The organism is Hwanghaeella sp. 1Z406 (genome assembly GCF_048892425.1).
GTDB lineage: Bacteria > Pseudomonadota > Alphaproteobacteria > UBA8366 > Aestuariispiraceae > Pacificispira.
Genome location: NZ_JBLZHU010000004.1, coordinates 181,246 through 199,265, shown reverse-complemented (window position 1 = coordinate 199,265; position 18,020 = coordinate 181,246). Strand labels below are relative to the sequence as shown.

Sequence of the window (18,020 nt, the reverse complement as noted above, 5' to 3'; positions counted from 1 at the left end):
AACCATGCGGGGGATTTGTTATGGCTGATCGGATCGACGTTCGGAAACAGGAACTATTGGAAAAGGTACACGCCCTGATTGATGATCGCATCAAGAAGGAGCAACGCGAACCCGCCCATGTCTTCACCACACACTATTACCGCAATGTCCCACCGGAAGACATTTGTAACCGCGAACCTGAAGATCTGTATGGTGCCGCGATCTCCATGTGGACATTTGGTCAGGAGCGACCTTCCGGGAAACCCTGCATACGCGCCTATAATCCGCGATTTGAAAAACACGGATGGCATGCGACCCATACGGTGATTGAAATCGTCAATGACGACATGCCGTTTCTTGTGGACAGTGTGACAATGGAACTGACGCGCCAGATGTATACGGTGCATCTGGTTGTTCACCCGGTCTTTGGCGTCGACCGGGATTCAAAAGGCAAGGCCCAGAATTTCCCGTCGAAATCGGCCAAAACAGAAGACTTTCCGCGCGAAAGCTTCATGCATATCGAAGTTGATGAACAATCCAGTCCGGAGGTCCTCAAAGCGATTGAGAATGGGATACTGGCGATCCTGGAAGATGTTCGCGCCACGGTCACGGATTGGCGTGACATGCGGGCGCAGACCCTGAAGATCGAAAAACAACTTAGCAAGACGCCGCCAAAGGGCATGGATAAAACCCTGGTGTCAGAGACGGCATCCTTCCTGAAATGGCTGCATGATGACCATTTTACGTTCATGGGCTACCGTGAAATCGACTATCACGGCACCGGGAAAAAAGCGCGACTGGACATCGTACAAGACAGCGGACTGGGAATCCTGAAGGACCCGCAACGCCTTGTTTTCGATGGGCTGCGCAATCTGGGGGCTCTGCCGGCCCAGATTCAGGCACAGATGCGCGCGCCGGATCTGGTCCGTATCACCAAAGCCAATAATCGCTCTACCGTTCATCGTCGTGTCCATATGGATACGATCGCGATCAAGAAGTTTGACGCGGACGGAGCCGTGGTCGGGGAACATCTGTTCATCGGTCTGTTGACCTCTGTCGCCTATAACCAATCGCCGCGCGAAATCCCGCTGTTGCGTCAAAAAGTCAATGCGGTGATTGAAGCCTCTGGTTTTGAACCCGGCGGCCATTCGTCAAAGGCGCTGACCCATGTCCTGGAAAGCTATCCACGTGATGAGCTGTTTCAGATTTCCGTAGATCTGTTGAGCGATATTTCGCGGGGCATTCTGTTTCTGCAGGAACGCCAGCGGATTGCTGTGTTTCTGCGTCCAGACCCATTCCAGCGCTATATCTCCGCCCTGGTCTATGTGCCCCGGGACCGCTTCTCTTCATCCCTGCGCAAACTGATCGGCCGGCAATTGGCCAAGGAATTCAAGGGCCATATTTCCGCGCATTATACCTTCATGACCGATGAACCGCTTACCCGTGTGCAATTCATCGTCAAGACCCAACCCGGTGATGTGCCTGACATCGACCGGAAGGAGTTGGAAGAGCATCTGGCTGATGTGACCCGCACCTGGGAAGATCGTCTACAGCAGGCCCTGGTGGAGAATCTGGGTGAAGAACGTGGCATGGGTCTGTTCCATCGCTATCGCGAAGCCTTCCCCCATGCCTATGCCGAAGTGTTTAATGTTCAAACAGCCTGTTACGACCTGGAGAATGTCGAACGGGCGCTTGCCACCAACAATCCGCAGGTCAATCTGTATCACCCGATTGAGGCTGGCGCGAACCAACTGCGCTTTAAGATCTACAGCCCCAATAAGCCGCTGGTTCTCTCGGCGGTGATGCCCATGCTGGAAAATATGGGTGTCATGGTGATGGAAGAATTGCTGTATGAAATCCATCCGGCGGGGTCAAAGAATGTCCCCGGTCGACTGGTCACAGACCACACGACTGACTCCGATGAGAGTGATGCAGAGGACAGCCTGTATCTCCACGATTTCGCTCTGGAAAGTAAAGACGGGCGCGACATCGACTTTGCCAGCGTTCGCGAGGTTTTCCACGACAGCTTCCTGCAGGTCCTGTCGGGTGAAGTCGAAAGCGATGGCTTTAATCGATTGGTCCTGGCTGCCGGACTGGCATGGCGGGATGTGGTGATCAGCCGTGCCTATTCAAAATATCTGCGTCAGGCCGGTATTCCCTTCTCTCAGGACTATATGGCCGAAACCCTGGCGAAGAATCCCGACATTGTTCGCAATCTGGCGAAACTGTTCACAACCCGCTTTGATCCGAATTTCTCAGGGGATCGCGAGGGTGTGTGCGCAGGATATGTTGCACAGATCGAAGCGGCGCTGGAAGATGTCAGCAATCTGGACGAGGATCGGATCATCCGCCGTTTCCTGAATATGGTCCAGGTCACTCTACGCACGAATTTTTATCAGCCTGGACCCGATGGGCGGCCAAAGTCCTATGTGTCTTTGAAATTCGCCAGCCGGGATATTCTGGAAATCCCTCAGCCTGCGCCGTTGCGGGAAATTTTCGTCTATAGCCCCCGGTTTGAGGCTGTGCATTTGCGCTTTGGTCTTGTTGCACGTGGCGGGCTGCGATGGTCCGACCGGCGTGAAGATTTTCGCACAGAGGTCTTGGGCCTGGTGAAGGCGCAGCAGGTAAAGAATGCTGTTATCGTGCCCGTCGGGTCCAAGGGTGGTTTCGTGCTGAAGAAGGCACCGCCCCCTTCCGACCGACAGGCATATCTGCAGGAAGGCATTACCTGTTACCAGACCTTCATTTCCGGCATGTTGGACATTACCGATAATCTGGTGACGGGTGAAGTCGTCCCGCCGGCGCATGTCGTGCGCCATGACCAGGATGACCCGTATCTGGTGGTTGCGGCAGACAAGGGCACGGCGACATTCTCAGATTTTGCCAATGCGATATCGCAACACTATGGTTTCTGGCTGGGGGACGCCTTTGCATCGGGCGGGTCGGCTGGCTATGACCATAAAAAGATGGGCATTACGGCTAAAGGCGGTTGGGAAGCGGTTAAGCGCCATTTCCGGGAATTTGGTCACGATACCCAGACCCAGGATTTCAGTGTTGTTGGGATCGGAGATATGGGCGGCGACGTCTTTGGCAATGGCATGATCCTCAGTGAGCATATCTGCCTGAAGGTCGCCTTTAACCATCTGCATATCTTCATTGATCCGACTCCAGATCCAAAGAAGACCTTTGTTGAGCGCAAACGTTTGTTTGATGCGGTGAAAGGGTGGGCGGATTATGACACCTCTCTGATCTCCAAAGGAGGGGGCATTTTTGATCGTTCCGCCAAGTCGATTAAATTAACGCCGGAAATGAAGGCAATGCTGGAGGTGACGGAAGATACGATGCCACCAGCGCAATTGATTAAGGCGGCGCTGCGGATGCCAGTGGACCTGTTGTGGTTCGGCGGTATCGGGACCTATGTGAAACATACCGATGAAAGCAACGCGGATGTCGGGGATCGCGCCAATGATGCACTGCGGGTTGATGCCGATGAAGTGCGCGCAAAGGTCATTGGCGAAGGGGCCAATCTGGGCGTGACCCACCGATCCCGTATTCAGTTTGCGCAGTTGGGTGGGCGGATTAACACCGATGCCATTGATAACTCTGCCGGTGTGGATTGTTCCGACCACGAGGTGAATATCAAGATTCTGTTGGGGGATGTCGTCCAGCGCGGGGATATGACGGAAAAGCAGCGCAATACGCTGTTGGAAAAAATGACCGACGAAGTTTCCGCCCTGGTGCTGCGTGATAATTACCAGCAGACTCAATCGCTGTCGGTGGAATTGTCTCAAGCGGAAACGCTTTTGGATCGTCACCAGCGTTTGATCCGGGCGATGGAACGGGCCGGGGATTTGAACCGCCGACTGGAATTCCTGCCCGATGATGAAGACATTGCAGAGCGGATGCAGAAGAAAGAAGGACTGTGCCGCCCGGAACTGGCTGTGATCCTGGCCTATGCAAAGAACATCACCTATCGCGAATTGCTGGATTCCGATTTGCCGGACGACCCGATGCTGGAGGCGGATTTGTTCCGCTATTTCCCGACAGCGCTGCAGGAACACTATCCTGATGCAATTCAGAACCATCGCTTGCGTCGGGAAATCATCGCAACGGCGGTGACGAATTCCATGATCAACCGGACCGGCCCCGCCTTTGTCAGTGAAATGCATCAGCGCACAGGTCGGTTCGAATCCGAAATCGCCCGTGCCTATACAGTTGTTCGGGAGGTTTTCAGCCTTCGTGGCATCTGGGCTGCAATTGAGGCACTGGACAATAAGACCGATGCCAAGATCCAGATCCGCATGTTGCGTGAAACAGAACGCACCATTGAACGGATGACAGAATGGTTCCTGCGCAACAGCGATCATCCCATTGATATGAAGTCCAGTATTGAGACCTATCGTCCCGGTGTGACCACGTTGAAGGAAAATCTGGATACAATCCTGTCCAAATTCGCCAAGGATGATGTGGCTGCACGTCTGGCACGGTTCCAGAAGAACGGTGTGCCGGATGATCTGGCCTTGTCGGTTGCGCAACTAAAGGTCTTGTCTTCATCCTGCGATGTTGTGCGCCTTGCCGGTCAGGCCGATGCGCCGGTCGTGGATGTGGGCCGGGTTTATTCAACCGTTGGATCCCGGTTCGGGTTGGATTGGCTGCGGTCTGCGGCAAATCGAATTCCGTCGGACAATCAATGGCACCGTTTGGCGCTGGGGGCGATTATTGATGATTTGTGGGGCTTGCAGTCGGAAATTACGTCCCGCGTTCTTGCCAGGGAAGGGGCCGGTGTCGACGCTGTTGATAAATGGTCCGCGCGGCGGAATGATACGGTAGAACGGCTGGACACATTGCTGTTGGAACTGCACAGCCTGCCACAGTTGGATCTGGCGATGCTGGCGGTGCTGAACCGCGAACTGCGTAACCTGACAGCCTCCTGACGAAGCACGTAAAATCGATCTGGGGGGAGAAGCCAACTCCCCCCCAAATCCAATTCAAAAATGAAGAAGCCGCCGGAACCAATGGGTCCAGGCGGCTTCTGTGTTTCGGCGGAAACTGTCCGTGGGGGATTATTTCAGAATGGTGATGCCGTCTGCAGCGACCATATCGCCCCGGGCGATAACATCACAGCCACCGCTGGCAGCGGCCAGAACGATTTCCTGTTTCAGGGATGGAGAGACGCGCATCGAATATGCCAGCGCTATTTTGTAAATATCCGAGTTTGGATCTTCCAACAGAGCCGTGAAAGCGCTGGCTGCGCCGCCACAAAAGGACTTGCGGTTCTCAGCATGGCGGACGGCCGCATAATTTGCCAGATCCGTCACATAGGCGTTGATTTCCCGTGTCGCATTCTGGCCGTGCAGGCTCTTGAAGTAGCTCTTCAGCGCGCCGCCTTGTTTTTGTATTTCCGGGCGAAACCGGATCGCAAAGGCATTGTAGTGATCGCGCTCGTTACAAGACAGAGCGGCAACCATCATATCCGACTGCAAGGTCCGCACCGACAGGGCCAATGTGTGTTTCGGGGCGACCGTGCTAAGGCAGGCCTGTGCAATGCCTGAGACGGAAAAAGACGCCGCAAATACCGTTGCGACCATGCATGACTTGACGAATTTTCTCACATTGAAAACTTGCTTGAAACCATGCATCGGATGCACTCTCCCTGCCCATGAGTCTTAGATCGCGTCACAACTCAGATTGAACGCTGCCTTAATGTGGCCACAGTATCCAGCGCTTTGAAAAGAAATCAAGGCCAGTTTTTTTGGCCTTTCGGCGCAAGGGGTTGGTTGGGTTATCAGAATTGTCATATTCGATACAATCAACCAGACCGGAGTCGAAGGTCGATTCTAACCCTGTGCGATGCCGTTCAAATCTTCCAGCAACATGCGAATTCGGCCGCTATCATGGCTTTCCATAATCATGCGGGCGCGGGCAGCCGCTGCGGTGAATTCAATCTGCCGAACCCGATTTTTTACTTGCAGCAGGCTTGTCGTCGCCATCGACAAATCCCGCACGCCAAGGCCGATCAGAAGGGCGGTGAACTTCGGGTCGCCCGCGATTTCCCCACAAACTGATACCGGGATGCGCGCGCGCAATGCGGCCTGAATGGCAAAATCCATCAGTCGCAAAACGCCGGGATGCAGCGGGTTGTACAAATGCGCGACCTGATCATCGGTGCGGTCGATGGCCAGCGTATATTGCGTCAGATCATTTGTCCCAATGGCAAAGAAATCTGCGGCTTGCGCCAGGGAGTCAGCGGCCAGGGCGGCGCCGGGCACCTCAATCATCACCCCAAGTGGTGGCACCGGATCAGCGATAGCGACGCCCCGACGTTTCAGGCGCTTGACCATGCGGTGCAAAATATCACGAACGGTGCGAACTTCACCGGCTGTTGTGATCATTGGCAGCAGGATGCGAACCGGGCCCAATGCCCCTGCGCGCAGAATGGCGCAAAGCTGTGTTTCCAATAGTCTTGGGCGTTTCAGGGACAGGCGTATGGCGCGAAGGCCCAGTGCCGGATTGGGCGATGGGGTAAGATCATCCCCCAGGGAATAGGCCAGCTTTTCCCCCCCTACATCCATCGTGCGAATGGTAACGGGGCGGCCCGCCATGGCGCGAATGACGGTGGCAAGACTTTCAAACTGTTCGTCTTCGCTGGGGGGCAGGGTGCGGTTCATGAACATGAATTCTGTACGAAACAGGCCAATGCCATCTGCACCCAGTCGGTGGGCGATGATCCCTTCCCGGGGTAATTCCAGATTGGCCTCCAGAGAGATGATAACCGCATCGCGTGTTGCGGCACTTTCCCCGATCAGGGTTTCCAGACGCTGTTGCTCGCGCAGCTGTTTTGCGCGTTTCTCGCGATAGCGCGCCTCGGTATCTGGCGTGGGGTTGGCAATCACAACCCCTTCGCCGCCATCCAGGATCACAGGTGTGCCGGCAGGGACAGAGGCTGCACCGGCCAGCCCAAGGACGGCTGGGATTCCAAGGGACCGCGCCATGATGGCGGTATGACCCTGCGCGCCGCCCTGCTCTGCGGCGAAGCCATTGATCCGGGTTGGATCCATCAGGGCGGTATCAGCAGGGCTGATCGATTCCGCCAGCATGATCGCGCCCTTCTCGGCAGCGGCATAGGCATTCTTGGGCACATCCATCAGGTTGCGCAGCACCCGATGGGATACTTCTCGCACATCCTCCGCCCGGGCGGCGATATAGGGATTATCCATCGCCTGAAACCCGGTTATCACCGCATCACTTTCGGCTTTCATAGCGGCAGCGGCGTTCAGGCGGTCGGATTCGATACGCTGCCGCGCCCCCCGCACAAGGCGCGAGTTTTGCAGCATCTGGACATGGGCTTCCAGAATTTCATTCAATCCCTCGGCCGTGTTGTCCGTGACGCGCCCACGTATTCTCTTCAAAGCCAAAATTTGCCGACGGCTCTTGCGAACCGCTTTTTCCAGTCGCTCAACCTCGTCTGGAATGTCGGCATCCATGATCCTGTGTTCGGAAACAGCCATCCCCGTCGCATCGATCTGTGCCGCAAACCCAAAGGCGACACCGGGGGAAACCCCAACTCCGGTCAGAATATGCTGCGGCATTTTCACCGACATTGCAGGTCAGGTCTCCTCGTAAAAGCCGGCATTGACCAGGGCGGTGATTTCATCCATTGCCGCTTTCGCCTCCGGACCGGAGACACGGATGCTAATCGTTGTTCCTTTGGATGCGGCTAGCATCATAAGGCCCATGATGGACGTCCCCGTTACGGTCTGACCGTCCTTGGATACCTCGATATGGGCATCGAATCGTTCCGCGGTCTGCACAAATTTTGCAGCAGCGCGGGCATGCAAGCCACGCTTGTTGCAAATCGTTAATGTGGCATCGCTCATCCCAGCAGCTTGCTGGCGACGTTTATGTATTTCGTGCCGGCATCCTGGGCTTGTTCGACCGCCGCCTCCAGGCTTTCCGTCTGGCGCACCTTCGCCAATTTGATCAGCATCGGCAGGTTCAGGCCCGCAATAACCTCAACCTTGGCCTGATCCATGATCGAAATCGCCAGATTAGACGGTGTGCCCCCAAACATATCGGTCAGGACGACGACACCCTCTCCGGTATCGACTGCTTTAACCGCTTCCAGGATATCGACCCGGCGGCGTTCCATGTCATCGTCGGGGCCGATACAAATGGCCGTGACGTTCTGTTGCGCCCCGACAACATGTTCCATGGCCGACACGAATTCCCGCGCGAGCCCCCCATGGGTGACCAAGACCAATCCAATCATGCGTTATCCCTTTTTCGCCCCGTTTTGATCCGTAGTGTGGTTTATCTGTGCCGTTGGGGTTTCACCGTCGGCATTTGCTGGCATATCCCTGTGAAAGCGGTAGGCCGGTCGTCCTTGCTGTGTCAGCCAGTCTGCAAGCTGTTCTGCCATATAGACAGACCGATGTTTGCCCCCTGTACAGCCAAATGCAATCGTTAGATAACTTTTTCCTTCGGCTTCCTGGCGCGGCAGCACGCGGGTCAATAATGTCTGCAGGTCCTTTTGGAAACCCGCACAATCTGGATCGGCTTCAATCGCCGCGCCCACTTTTGGGTCCAGGCCGGTCAAATCCCGCAATGTCGGCTCATAATGCGGGTTTTTCAGAAACCGCACATCCAGAACCATATCGGCCTCTCTGGGGACACCCCGGCGAAAGGAAAAGGACATCACCGTGATCGCCGCCCCAACTGGGCTGCCATCGGCAAACAGGGATGTCATCCGCTGTTTGAAATCCCACACGGTCAGCCCTGTGGAATCGATCATCATATCGGCATGGGACGCCAGAGGCAGGATCGCCTCCCGTTCCATGCGAATGCCGTCAGCGACCGGGCGATCCGCAGCCAGGGGATGGCGGCGGCGGGTTTCGGTGAAGCGCCGCAGCAATTCATCGTCGCTGCAATCCAGAAACAGGGTTGTAACCTTCAGGCCGTCGGCCATCTTTAATGTATCAATTTCCGCCTGAAGGCTGGCAATGCCGAAATCTCGATTGCGGATATCAACCCCAATTGCGACCGGTGAGGCGCTGGGATTCTCGCGTATCGACTGGGCCAGGCGTGGCAGCAGGCTGAGCGGCAGGTTATCAACCGCGTCAAACCCCAAATCCTCCAGCACCGCCAGGGCCGTGGAGCGTCCTGCCCCCGACATGCCGGTTACCAGCACAAGATCAGCCCGATTATTGGCGTTCGCAGAGGGCGTCTCAGTCATGCCGGCACCCCAAAGCCATGGTGCAAGGCAAGTTTCAGCTTGATGGGTGCAGAGATCTCAAAAGGGTTAATTGTCAGGCAGGGCAGGCTCACCCCCTCAATAATATCCTGGTCAGGGCTCGGCAGCCGATCAATCGGACCAGATGTCAGATCGGCCAGCAGGGCCAAGGCACAGCGATTGCGATAGGGCAGGGTCATTATGCCAATACCCCGGACTTCCAGCAGTCCACGTAATTGATCTGGCGCCTGGGCGTATAGAATGCCCTTATCGACAGTCAGCGCAGTTTGATCATCTGCAACCAGTTCGGCGCCCGCATCAATCAGGCGCAGAGCCAGGTCAGATTTTCCCGCACCCGATGCGCCGCGCAGCAAAATGCCGCATCCATCGATGGCGATTGTTGTCCCGTGCACCAGTCCCATGGTCCCTGTCACTCCCATCCAGAATTAGCGTGCGGTGCAGCGTGGTACCTGTCAATCAAGATGGCGAGGCTGTGCAGTCATTTTAGGTTAAATTGACCCTGCACGTTCCGCCACCAGAATGCGACAGGCGGTTAAGGGTTCCGCCTTGTGGGCATCTCCAGCCTGGCAATGCACAATGTCGCCGGGTTCCATCATCAGGCTGTCTTCCCGGCCATCGGGATGGCGGAAATGCATGCGCAGAGACCCGTCCAGCAACACGAAAACCTCCGGCCCGTCATTGACATGCCAGATATAGGCCTGGTCCGTCCAATGCAGCCGAATGGTGGCGGTATCGATTGTTTCGATATCCAGCGCATCCCAGGGGCGCGTTCCGGTATAATCCTGGGGCTTAATATGGCGCATTGATCATTCTGCCGTCACACTGTCGGGGTTTATTGGATCACGCCACTTGGATAGCGAATGTAAATAAGGGATACCACAAAAAACGACGGCCGCCGATGGGGGGGTATCGACGGCCGTCTATCGCGGTTGCAACGACCTGTTGAAGGTCGTCCCGGGGCAGTTTGGGGGCGCCCCGGTGAGAGGGGAGGTCTCAGCAGTTTAGATATTGGGTGGCAAACAGGGTTTTGTAGAGGTTCAATTAAGGCATTTTAAGGGCAAATCTTCACCGTTGCGTGATCGCTAGATTGACTCCCAACCCAATCAGAATGGACCCCCCGGCCCATCGGGCGATGCGCATCGTGTGCCGTCCCTTGCGCAGGCCTGCCATTACCGCGTTGGTCAGAAAGACGGCGGCGACATCCGCAAAGGTGACAGCCAGGTTCACAATAATCCCAAGGATCAACATCTGGAGCCAGATCGGGAAACTGGCACTGGGGTCTGCAAATTGTGGCAGGAAGGCAACAAAGAACATGGCCGTCTTGGGGTTCAACATCTCCACCGACATGCTTTGTATAAAGGCGGAGCGTCCCTGCTTCCGGAGTTTGCCGTTCAGGGTTCCTGGATTGCCCTCTTCTGTGGCAAGTCTGGTGCGGATAATCGATATCCCCATATAGACAAGGTACAATGCCCCCACGATCTTCAACGCGGTGTAGAGCGTCGGCACCACGGCCAGCAGGGCTGATAATCCCAATGCGGCGGCGGCAACGTGGAACAATCCCCCGATTTGCAAACCCAATGCCGCCATAAATCCCCCGCGTCGACCATGCGCTAATGTCTGGGCGGCGGTATAGAGCAGTGCCGGTCCGGGAATAAGCGCAAAAACCACAGTGGCGGCAAGGAACGGCAACAACAAATCCCAGTTTGACATAGCAGAACCCTATCGATGTTTCTGACGCATCCTGAGCAGGCATTCCACCCAGCGCAAGAGCAATTTTCACCGGATGCAGAGTGCCATTTGTGATGCTTGAATCAAAAATTCTGCTCGACGTTTCTTGTATTTTAAAAGACTCATGATATATCTTAACTTATCTAAAATAGATTGGAGAGAAAAATGAATAATCCTATTGAAGGGCGATCCCGTCATCCAGGTGGACGATCTGGCCGCGGAAGAGGGCATGGTGCCCACGACAATGACTTTATTGGCAAAGATCATCATGAGCGCGACCATGGTGGTGGACATCAACGTCGCCATGGTCGCCATCGGGTCATTGATTCGGGCGAATTACGCCTGTTGCTGATGAAGCTGTTGTCGGAAACTCCGCGCCATGGCTATGACTTGATCCGCGAGATTGAGGCCATGACGGGCGGGGCTTATGCGCCCAGCCCTGGTATGGTCTATCCAACTCTGACTTTGTTGCAGGAAATGGACCTGATTTCTGAGTTGGAGTCCGAGGGATCTCGCAAGGCATTTTCCCTCACAGATCAGGGGACGCTGGAAATCACAGCCAGTGTAAAGGAAATTGACGGGATCATTGCCCGTATGTCTGCGATGCGAGAAACCCATCAACGGATGGATGGCGGGCCGGTGCGCCGGGCCATAGAGAATTTGCGACGCGTCATACGATCCCGACTGGGCAATGATGATGTGGATAAAGACATGCTGCACACGGTCGCGGGAATTCTGGACGAAACAGCCCAGCGGATTGAGCGGTTGTGATGAGAGCGACACTTCAAGACACCCTGCGCCGTCGTCACGGCTTGGACGCAGAGCCCCAAACTCAGGAGAATATAACTATGCAAACCATCAGCACCACCGAAATACCAACCGAAAACGGCAGCCGGTATCTGCAGCAATTATGCAAGCACTGGGCGCATAAATTGACGGTCGACTTCACATCCGGGCAAGGGCGGATCACTTTCCCGAAAGATGGCCGCAGCGGGTCTTGGTCACAGGATGCAACCGTAATCCTGACCGCCCATCCAGCGCATCTGGAATGTCGGATCGAAGCCAGTGAAACGGGGCAGAGAGATGCATTGCAAGATGTACTTGCGTCTCATCTGGATCGTTTTGCCTTTCGGGAAGCCCCTTTGACTTTCAACTGGAAAAACGCCTAATTGCGAAATGGTTTCTCAGTCGTGCGGAGATAGGCCCCATATGCCATCATTTCTTGACCGGATTAAGGTGGCGCAGGGTCTCTGCTAGCCGGAAGCCCTGCCCATAACGCCTGCGTCGGTTCTGATAGTAATCGCTGTAAGGAGAAACAATCAACATGCCGACTCTCGTTGCCTATATTGGCGCGGCTATTGCTGAAATCGCAGGATGTTTCGCATTTTGGGCGTGGCTGCGCCTCGACAAGACAATTTGGTGGGTTCTGCCGGGGATCGCATCCCTGGCCTTATTTGCGTATCTGTTGACGCTGGTCGACAGCGTCGCCGCTGGACGCGCCTACGCAGCTTATGGCGGGGTCTATATTGTATGCTCCCTTGTCTGGTTGTGGCTTGTCGAAGGTATCAAACCGGATCGCTGGGATATTACCGGCGCTGTTATTTGTCTTGTTGGGGCGATTATCATTATCGCGATCCCCAGGGCACCCACCTGAATATATCCCGCGTCGTGCGTTAGAGCATCATGCGCTCGCAGGAGCTCACACATGATACTCTTACCAACTGTTTTTTCAGTAAATACGTCGTCGCACTCGAGCCTGTTTGCGCAGGCTTTGCTCTGGCGCAATCGCGAAAGCTAAGAAAGTGTTTTAGGCTCGTGGGGTCGCTAGGGGCAGGCGACGGCGGGCGATGGCGGTGTGGAATGCGACCCCGGCGGTCAGGCTGGCATCGTTGAAATCATAGTTGGGGTTGTGCAGTGGCAGGGAGTCCTCCCCATTGCCCAGAAAGGCAAAGCATCCTGGCACATGGCGCAGGAACTGGGCGAAGTCTTCTGACGCGGTGATGGGTTCGTCGGAAATCATAACGGCATCCGACCCTAGCACATCCCTGGCCGCATTCAGGGCTTCCTGGGTCAGGGCCTCGTCATTCAACAGAGAGATGAATTCCCGGGCATAATTGACGTCGACACTGACATTATAGGAGAGCGCCGTCCCTTCGGCGATCAGGCGCATCTGCTTTTCGATCTGTGCGCTGACGGCTGGGTCAAAGCTGCGGGCATCACCCCGGATTTGTGCCTGGCCTGGCAGGACATTGCGGGTGCCGTCGGTGGTCAATTCAGTAACCGATACCACCGCGACTGCTGTTGGATCGACCCGTCGAGAGACGATGGTTTGTAGATTGGTGACCAGGGCGCAGGCGGCGACCAGTGTTTCACTGCCAGAATGCGGTCTGGACGCATGGCCCCCGACGCCTCGCAGGGTGATTTCAAAAACATCTTCCGCAGACATGATCGCGCCCGGCTTCGTCACAAATTGGCCGATCGGATAGCCTGGCATATTGTGCAGACCGTAAATTTCTTCGAACGGGAAGCGATCCAATAGGCCATCGTTGATCATTGCTATCGCGCCTTGGCCCCATTCTTCCGCTGGCTGGAAGATAAACCGGATCGTGCCATCAAACCCTTCCTGCTGGGTCAGGGTCTTGGCCGCGCCCAACAGCATGATGGTGTGCCCATCATGACCGCAGGCATGCATATAGCCGTCATGGGTCGACTTATAGGGCAGGCTGCCCTGTTCGGTGATATGCAGCGCATCCATATCGGCCCGCAAGGCAATCGCACGGTTGCCGGTGCCCCGTTTCAAAGTACCAACAACGCCTGTCCCGCCAACCCCTTCGGTGACATCATCCAATCCGAATTCGCGCAGTTTCGCGGCGACAAAGGCGGCGGTACGCTTCTCACTGAATCCGAATTCAGGGTGGGCATGCAGGTCGTGACGCCATCGGGTCATCTGTTCCTGAAGATCGGTCGGACTGGACATTGTCGTCTTTCAATTGGAGGGCCAGTTTGATCGGACATCAGCTTAGACTTAAATGCTGCAGCTACCAACGGCCCTTTTGTCCCAAACTAAGGCTGGCAATAACTGACCGAGGTACGAGTTCTCATTTGATGGCGGTAGCGTTGCTGTGTAAATTTAGAGATACATTTATAAAGCTGAATTTAGCTATAGCAGTGCGGCAAAATTCTCTGGCGAGTATTAAATTGAAGTTTTTTTGGAATAGCCCCTAGACACCAGTGCCTCCTACCAGTAGACATCATTGTCTAGGCCCTCGGAGACTTAAGTGTCTCCCGGTGAGAGGCGTCGGTGCCTCGCGAAGTATACGCGATTCTATGCAGACGTAACTAGCGTAGACATTCCTAAGCTAATCTCTAATTATTTAGGGGCCCTAGACACTGTTGCCTCCCGGTATAGTTTGCATTTTGTTGGTGATGGACACATATAGGATTTTAACAAAGTCAGAAGAAGGAACAAAACAATGGCGACAAAAAAAGAGGATGTTCAAAAACATGAAACAGACCAGTTAAAGGTTAATGAAAAAAAGTGGTCGAAGCCACTTATGAATGCTGGATGGACTGCCATCCCAAGTATCATTATTGAGCGACAGCAAGCTCTGGGATTGGATGCGGTTGATATAAACATCATCCTTCACTTGGCTAGTTATTGGTGGACGGAGGAAAACAAACCTCACCCATCAAAGAAGACTATAGCTAATGCAATCGGTATTGACCCAAGAACTGTTCAAAGACGAATTGCATCGCTCGAAAAAGGGGGCCTTATTCGTCGTGAAGAACGACGAATTTTTGGGAAAGGAAGTAAGACAAATTTGTATCACCTAGATGGTTTGATTGAAGCCGCCGCTCCATATGCGCAAGAAAAACTTGATGATATTGCTCACAAACAACGTGAACAATCTGCCCGTGCTAAACGGAAAGGCAAGCCGAAATTGAAAGTGGTTTCTTCGGAGTAAATATATTGCAACGTAGCTTAACTGGATAAAGCTTCTGCTATCTACGTAGTGTCTATTGCCAAATGGAACATACGGGCGGAAAGATGTAGGTTCAAGTCCTGCCGTTGCAACCAGCCGAATCAAGGCCATTGTTTTAATAAAAACCTTTTTTTAAATACCGCTCCCGCTTTACGCGGAAAAATCCCGCGTGTCGTCAATCACCTTGCCATCATTGGGCAGGGTGCCGGGTTCTACCACCTCAACGGTACCGCGCAGCTTTGTGACGCTCTGCACCGTTTCTGCCAGCCGGGCGGCATCCAGATCGCCCGTTGCTTCACATCGTATGGTCATGATGTCTTTTTTTGCTGAATCAGAAGAGATCACGATCCGTGCCTTGGTAATTTCCGTGTGGCGGGAAACAATTTCGGCAACCTGGCTGGGGCGCACGAACATGCCCCGAATTTTAGCGGTTTGATCGGCACGGCCCATCCAGCCTTTGATGCGGGGCGCCGTGCGGCCGCAGGGGCTGGTGCCATTCATCACTGCAGACAAATCGCCGGTCGCAAAGCGGATCAGCGGATAGTCCCGGTTGGTCAACAGGGTGACAACAACCTCTCCAACTTCACCCTCTGGCACGGGATCACCGGTGCCGGGGCGCACGATTTCAACGATCACGCCTTCATCGGTGATCAGACCTTCCATCGCCTTGCTTTCATAGGCGACATTGCCCAGATCAGCGGTGCCATAGGTTTGCAGACAGACCAATCCCCGGTCGTGATAGTCCTGTCGCATCGACGGGAACAACGGACCTGCCCCTACGATCAAAGTTTTAACGCCAGACAGGTCCAACCCCAATTCAACGGCCTTCTCAAACAGCGCCTTGGGATAGTCGGGCGTGCCGGAATAGGCGGTGGCTTTTAATAACGCCATGGCCTGGACCACAGCCTCGGTATTGCCAACGCCGCAGGGGATCACGGCGGCACCACAGGCATGGGCGGCTTCTTCAAACATGCGCCCCGCCGGGGTCAGGTGATAGGAAAAGCAATTCGCGACCCGATCCCCCTTGCGCAAACCCGCTGCCCAGGCGGCCCGCCCAAAGCGCCACCAATCGAAATTCGGGGCATGACCGTCCGGGTCCAGGATCGGGCCGGGTGACATATACAGCCGCGCCAGATCCGCTGACGGGGTTGCTGTCATGCCGCCGAAGGGCGGATTGGATTGCTGATGGTCCATCAGGTCCGATTTTCGCACCACCGGAAGGGCGGCTAAGGCTTCAAGGCTGGTCAGGCTGTCCGCATCAACACCCTTCAGACTTTCCGCAAAATATGGAGCTTTGGCCTGTGCCAGGGCGACCTGATCCTGCAATTGCGCCAATTGTCGGGCAGTGCGGGCATCGGTGCTGTCGGTCTCAAGCGAATCGAAAAAATTTGTCATTTTGTTTTGGCTGCAGGTTCCTGCTTATGATCAATTTTAATTGGTGGAGGAGAGGCCGGTCGATTCGAGTTAACGACAGTTCCCATCTTGCCACCTCGTGATTTGTAACCTTCTAAGAAAACACCGTTCTTATCAGAGGCTTGATTTCGTAGTGACGACATGAGTTGCTCCTTTTAACCATTTCTTCTGGGGAATTCTATAGTTACGTCATATGGTTCACGGGCTAAGTAGACCCAAGGCATTTCATACAATGTATTTCCTGAAAAATCAGAAACTTCCACGTTCTTTAGGTGCAATTCACGCAGCTTATCCGTTTCTGAGAATAACATAACCCAACCACTATAAACCAACTCTTTATCGAAATCTCTAACGTGTACATACTCCACCACGCCTTTGTTGGCGCTGTTGAAGATATAATCCCAGAGATCTTCTTCACCGAAAGTTTTTGTAGCACCAATCGCCTGCAATAATTTTGTTAGGATTTTGTAATTTTGGATGTAAAGCCAAAGAATACTTGATGGAAAACTAACAACTGTCGCAAGAATTGCATCTTGAAGGTGCACGTTTGGTATTACATCGCTTTGCGTGGCAGAACTAGTAACCAAATCTGATTGGATCCCAAACATTAGAAAAATTGCAATGAGAATTGCGTAACTTAAAACGCCGAAAAGGAAGGTTCTCATAACAAACCAAGTGATACTTAACATACCTTTAGATGCATACTTCTTTTCAATTGAAGCCCATAATAGACCCGGAATGAAAATTAACGCAATTTGAAGTAACCCTTGATCAATTTGCATCACTGAAAGTTCCTATCGCTTACAGCCACCGTTTCCTGCGTTTGTAGTGTTTTACTTCGCGGAAGTTTTTGCGGCCTTCTGTGGAGAGGCCCAGATAGAATTCTTTTACATCCTCATTGGAGAGGAGGGCGTCGGCCTTGCCGTCCATAACAACACGTCCGCTTTCCAGGATATAGCCGTAATCGGCATAGCGCAGGGCGACATTGGTGTTCTGTTCGGCCAGCAGGAAGGTAACCCCCTCCTGCTCATTCAGCTTTTTTACGATTTCAAAGATTTGTTCTACCAATTGCGGGGCCAGGCCCATGGAGGGCTCGTCCAGCAGGATCAGCTTGGGCTTTGCCATCAGCGCCCGCCCGATGGCGCACATCTGTTGCTCCCCACCGGATGTATAGCCCGCCTGGCTTTTGCGCCGTTCACGCAGGCGCGGGAAATAGTCATAAACCTTTTCCAGGTCTGCCTTGATTTCTGACCCGCCGCCGCGTGTATAGGCTCCGGTCAGCAGGTTTTCCTCGATCGTCAGATGCTCGAAGCAATGACGCCCCTCCATCACCTGCACACAGCCCCGCTTGACCAGATCATTGGCGGTCATCTGGTGGACTTTCTCGCCCGCCAATTCGATGCTGCCCTTGGTGACCTCGCCGCGTTCGGCGCGCAACAGGTTGGAGATTGATTTCAGTGTCGTGCTTTTGCCAGCGCCATTGGCGCCCAGCAGGGCGACGATCCCCCCCTTCGGCACCGAGAGGGAGACACCCTTGAGCACCAGGATCACGTGGTCGTAAATCACTTCCACATTATTGATCTGTAGCAGAATTTCCGCTGTTGCGGGTTTCTCTGCAAGATCCTGTGCCTGTACGCTCATCGGGTCTCTCCCTGTTCGGCTTACCG

17 protein-coding genes and 1 tRNA gene are annotated in these 18,020 nt (G+C 54.3%); 6 read left to right on the top strand and 12 right to left on the bottom strand.

What is annotated here, in order from left to right:
• Window positions 1–20 precede the first annotated feature (20 nt).
• Window positions 21–4,913, top strand: a complete 4,893-nt coding sequence (locus tag ACOSDR_RS10265) for an NAD-glutamate dehydrogenase (protein WP_420731162.1) — start codon at window positions 21–23, stop codon at window positions 4,911–4,913.
• Window positions 4,914–5,042: 129 nt separating this feature from the next.
• Here the strand turns inward: ACOSDR_RS10265 and ACOSDR_RS10260 are convergent, their stop codons facing one another.
• The 8 genes from ACOSDR_RS10260 to ACOSDR_RS10225 form a co-directional block, all read right to left on the bottom strand.
• Complete coding sequence (locus ACOSDR_RS10260; RefSeq protein WP_420731160.1) at window positions 5,043–5,591, bottom strand: hypothetical protein; 549 nt, start codon at window positions 5,589–5,591, stop codon at window positions 5,043–5,045.
• Window positions 5,592–5,816: 225 nt separating this feature from the next.
• Window positions 5,817–7,580, bottom strand: coding sequence for a phosphoenolpyruvate--protein phosphotransferase (gene ptsP / locus ACOSDR_RS10255; RefSeq protein WP_420731159.1), 1,764 nt, complete (start codon window positions 7,578–7,580; stop codon window positions 5,817–5,819).
• Between the two features lie 6 nt (window positions 7,581–7,586).
• Entirely contained in the window at window positions 7,587–7,856 is a 270-nt protein-coding gene (locus ACOSDR_RS10250) for an HPr family phosphocarrier protein (protein WP_420722694.1), read from the bottom strand.
• The gene (locus ACOSDR_RS10245) at window positions 7,853–8,248 is read right to left on the bottom strand and encodes a PTS sugar transporter subunit IIA (RefSeq protein ID WP_420722695.1); all 396 of its coding nucleotides are present in this window, start codon (window positions 8,246–8,248) and stop codon (window positions 7,853–7,855) included. Before ACOSDR_RS10245 ends, ACOSDR_RS10250 begins: the two co-directional genes overlap by 4 nt.
• A gap of 3 nt (window positions 8,249–8,251) precedes the next feature.
• Entirely contained in the window at window positions 8,252–9,211 is a 960-nt protein-coding gene (rapZ, locus tag ACOSDR_RS10240; protein ID WP_420722696.1) for an RNase adapter RapZ, read from the bottom strand.
• The gene (locus ACOSDR_RS10235) at window positions 9,208–9,630 is read right to left on the bottom strand and encodes an HPr kinase/phosphorylase (protein WP_420722697.1); all 423 of its coding nucleotides are present in this window, start codon (window positions 9,628–9,630) and stop codon (window positions 9,208–9,210) included. The genes rapZ and ACOSDR_RS10235 overlap by 4 nt, the downstream gene beginning before the upstream one ends.
• A gap of 87 nt (window positions 9,631–9,717) precedes the next feature.
• A complete protein-coding gene (locus tag ACOSDR_RS10230) occupies window positions 9,718–10,032 on the bottom strand; it encodes a hypothetical protein (RefSeq protein WP_420722698.1) in 315 nt (104 codons plus the stop codon).
• Window positions 10,033–10,294: 262 nt separating this feature from the next.
• Entirely contained in the window at window positions 10,295–10,939 is a 645-nt protein-coding gene (locus ACOSDR_RS10225; RefSeq protein ID WP_420722699.1) for a LysE family translocator, read from the bottom strand.
• 183 nt (window positions 10,940–11,122) lie between these two features.
• Here ACOSDR_RS10225 and ACOSDR_RS10220 point away from each other — a divergent pair, with 183 nt between their 5' ends.
• From ACOSDR_RS10220 to ACOSDR_RS10210, 3 genes are all read left to right on the top strand, one after another.
• Window positions 11,123–11,728, top strand: a complete 606-nt coding sequence (locus ACOSDR_RS10220; protein WP_420731158.1) for a PadR family transcriptional regulator — start codon at window positions 11,123–11,125, stop codon at window positions 11,726–11,728.
• Between the two features lie 77 nt (window positions 11,729–11,805).
• On the top strand, window positions 11,806–12,126 hold the full coding sequence (locus ACOSDR_RS10215) for a DUF2218 domain-containing protein (protein WP_420731157.1): 321 nt from the start codon (window positions 11,806–11,808) through the stop codon (window positions 12,124–12,126).
• Between the two features lie 155 nt (window positions 12,127–12,281).
• Window positions 12,282–12,611: a YnfA family protein gene (locus tag ACOSDR_RS10210; protein ID WP_420722702.1), complete on the top strand. Its 330-nt coding sequence runs from the start codon at window positions 12,282–12,284 to the stop codon at window positions 12,609–12,611.
• 153 nt (window positions 12,612–12,764) lie between these two features.
• On the opposite strand, the gene ACOSDR_RS10205 is transcribed toward ACOSDR_RS10210, so the two are convergent.
• Entirely contained in the window at window positions 12,765–13,934 is a 1,170-nt protein-coding gene (locus tag ACOSDR_RS10205; RefSeq protein ID WP_420731156.1) for a M20 aminoacylase family protein, read from the bottom strand.
• Window positions 13,935–14,430: 496 nt separating this feature from the next.
• On the opposite strand from ACOSDR_RS10205, the gene ACOSDR_RS10200 reads away from it, so the two are divergent.
• Both ACOSDR_RS10200 and ACOSDR_RS10195 read left to right on the top strand, forming a co-directional pair.
• Window positions 14,431–14,922, top strand: a complete 492-nt coding sequence (locus ACOSDR_RS10200; protein ID WP_420731155.1) for a helix-turn-helix domain-containing protein — start codon at window positions 14,431–14,433, stop codon at window positions 14,920–14,922.
• Between the two features lie 6 nt (window positions 14,923–14,928).
• Window positions 14,929–15,035: transfer RNA gene (locus ACOSDR_RS10195), tRNA-OTHER, on the top strand.
• 55 nt (window positions 15,036–15,090) lie between these two features.
• On the opposite strand, the gene ACOSDR_RS10190 is transcribed toward ACOSDR_RS10195, so the two are convergent.
• The 3 genes from ACOSDR_RS10190 to ACOSDR_RS10180 all read right to left on the bottom strand — a co-directional run bounded on the left by ACOSDR_RS10190 (window position 15,091) and on the right by ACOSDR_RS10180 (window position 17,994).
• On the bottom strand, window positions 15,091–16,335 hold the full coding sequence (locus ACOSDR_RS10190; protein WP_420731154.1) for a phenylacetate--CoA ligase family protein: 1,245 nt from the start codon (window positions 16,333–16,335) through the stop codon (window positions 15,091–15,093).
• Window positions 16,336–16,508: 173 nt separating this feature from the next.
• Window positions 16,509–17,135 carry a hypothetical protein gene (locus tag ACOSDR_RS10185; protein ID WP_420731152.1) on the bottom strand — a complete coding sequence of 209 codons (627 nt, stop codon included), beginning with the start codon at window positions 17,133–17,135 and terminating at the stop codon, window positions 16,509–16,511.
• A gap of 19 nt (window positions 17,136–17,154) precedes the next feature.
• Window positions 17,155–17,994 (bottom strand): ABC transporter ATP-binding protein, encoded by an 840-nt coding sequence (locus ACOSDR_RS10180; protein WP_420722705.1) that lies wholly within the window; start codon window positions 17,992–17,994, stop codon window positions 17,155–17,157.
• Window positions 17,995–18,020: the final 26 nt, after the last annotated feature.

Coding starts and splice junctions, on each gene's coding strand:
- ACOSDR_RS10205 (WP_420731156.1), bottom strand. CDS start 13,934: ATGTCCAGTCCGACCGATCTTCAGGAACAGATGACCCGATGGCGTCAC.
- ACOSDR_RS10185 (WP_420731152.1), bottom strand. CDS start 17,135: ATGCAAATTGATCAAGGGTTACTTCAAATTGCGTTAATTTTCATTCCG.
- ACOSDR_RS10210 (WP_420722702.1), top strand. CDS start 12,282: ATGCCGACTCTCGTTGCCTATATTGGCGCGGCTATTGCTGAAATCGCA.
- ACOSDR_RS10230 (WP_420722698.1), bottom strand. CDS start 10,032: ATGCGCCATATTAAGCCCCAGGATTATACCGGAACGCGCCCCTGGGAT.
- ACOSDR_RS10225 (WP_420722699.1), bottom strand. CDS start 10,939: ATGTCAAACTGGGATTTGTTGTTGCCGTTCCTTGCCGCCACTGTGGTT.
- ACOSDR_RS10265 (WP_420731162.1), top strand. CDS start 21: ATGGCTGATCGGATCGACGTTCGGAAACAGGAACTATTGGAAAAGGTA.
- ACOSDR_RS10215 (WP_420731157.1), top strand. CDS start 11,806: ATGCAAACCATCAGCACCACCGAAATACCAACCGAAAACGGCAGCCGG.
- ACOSDR_RS10250 (WP_420722694.1), bottom strand. CDS start 7,856: ATGAGCGATGCCACATTAACGATTTGCAACAAGCGTGGCTTGCATGCC.
- ptsP (WP_420731159.1), bottom strand. CDS start 7,580: ATGTCGGTGAAAATGCCGCAGCATATTCTGACCGGAGTTGGGGTTTCC.
- ACOSDR_RS10180 (WP_420722705.1), bottom strand. CDS start 17,994: ATGAGCGTACAGGCACAGGATCTTGCAGAGAAACCCGCAACAGCGGAA.
- ACOSDR_RS10235 (WP_420722697.1), bottom strand. CDS start 9,630: ATGGGACTGGTGCACGGGACAACAATCGCCATCGATGGATGCGGCATT.
- ACOSDR_RS10190 (WP_420731154.1), bottom strand. CDS start 16,335: ATGACAAATTTTTTCGATTCGCTTGAGACCGACAGCACCGATGCCCGC.
- rapZ (WP_420722696.1), bottom strand. CDS start 9,211: ATGACTGAGACGCCCTCTGCGAACGCCAATAATCGGGCTGATCTTGTG.
- ACOSDR_RS10220 (WP_420731158.1), top strand. CDS start 11,123: ATGAATAATCCTATTGAAGGGCGATCCCGTCATCCAGGTGGACGATCT.
- ACOSDR_RS10200 (WP_420731155.1), top strand. CDS start 14,431: ATGGCGACAAAAAAAGAGGATGTTCAAAAACATGAAACAGACCAGTTA.
- ACOSDR_RS10245 (WP_420722695.1), bottom strand. CDS start 8,248: ATGATTGGATTGGTCTTGGTCACCCATGGGGGGCTCGCGCGGGAATTC.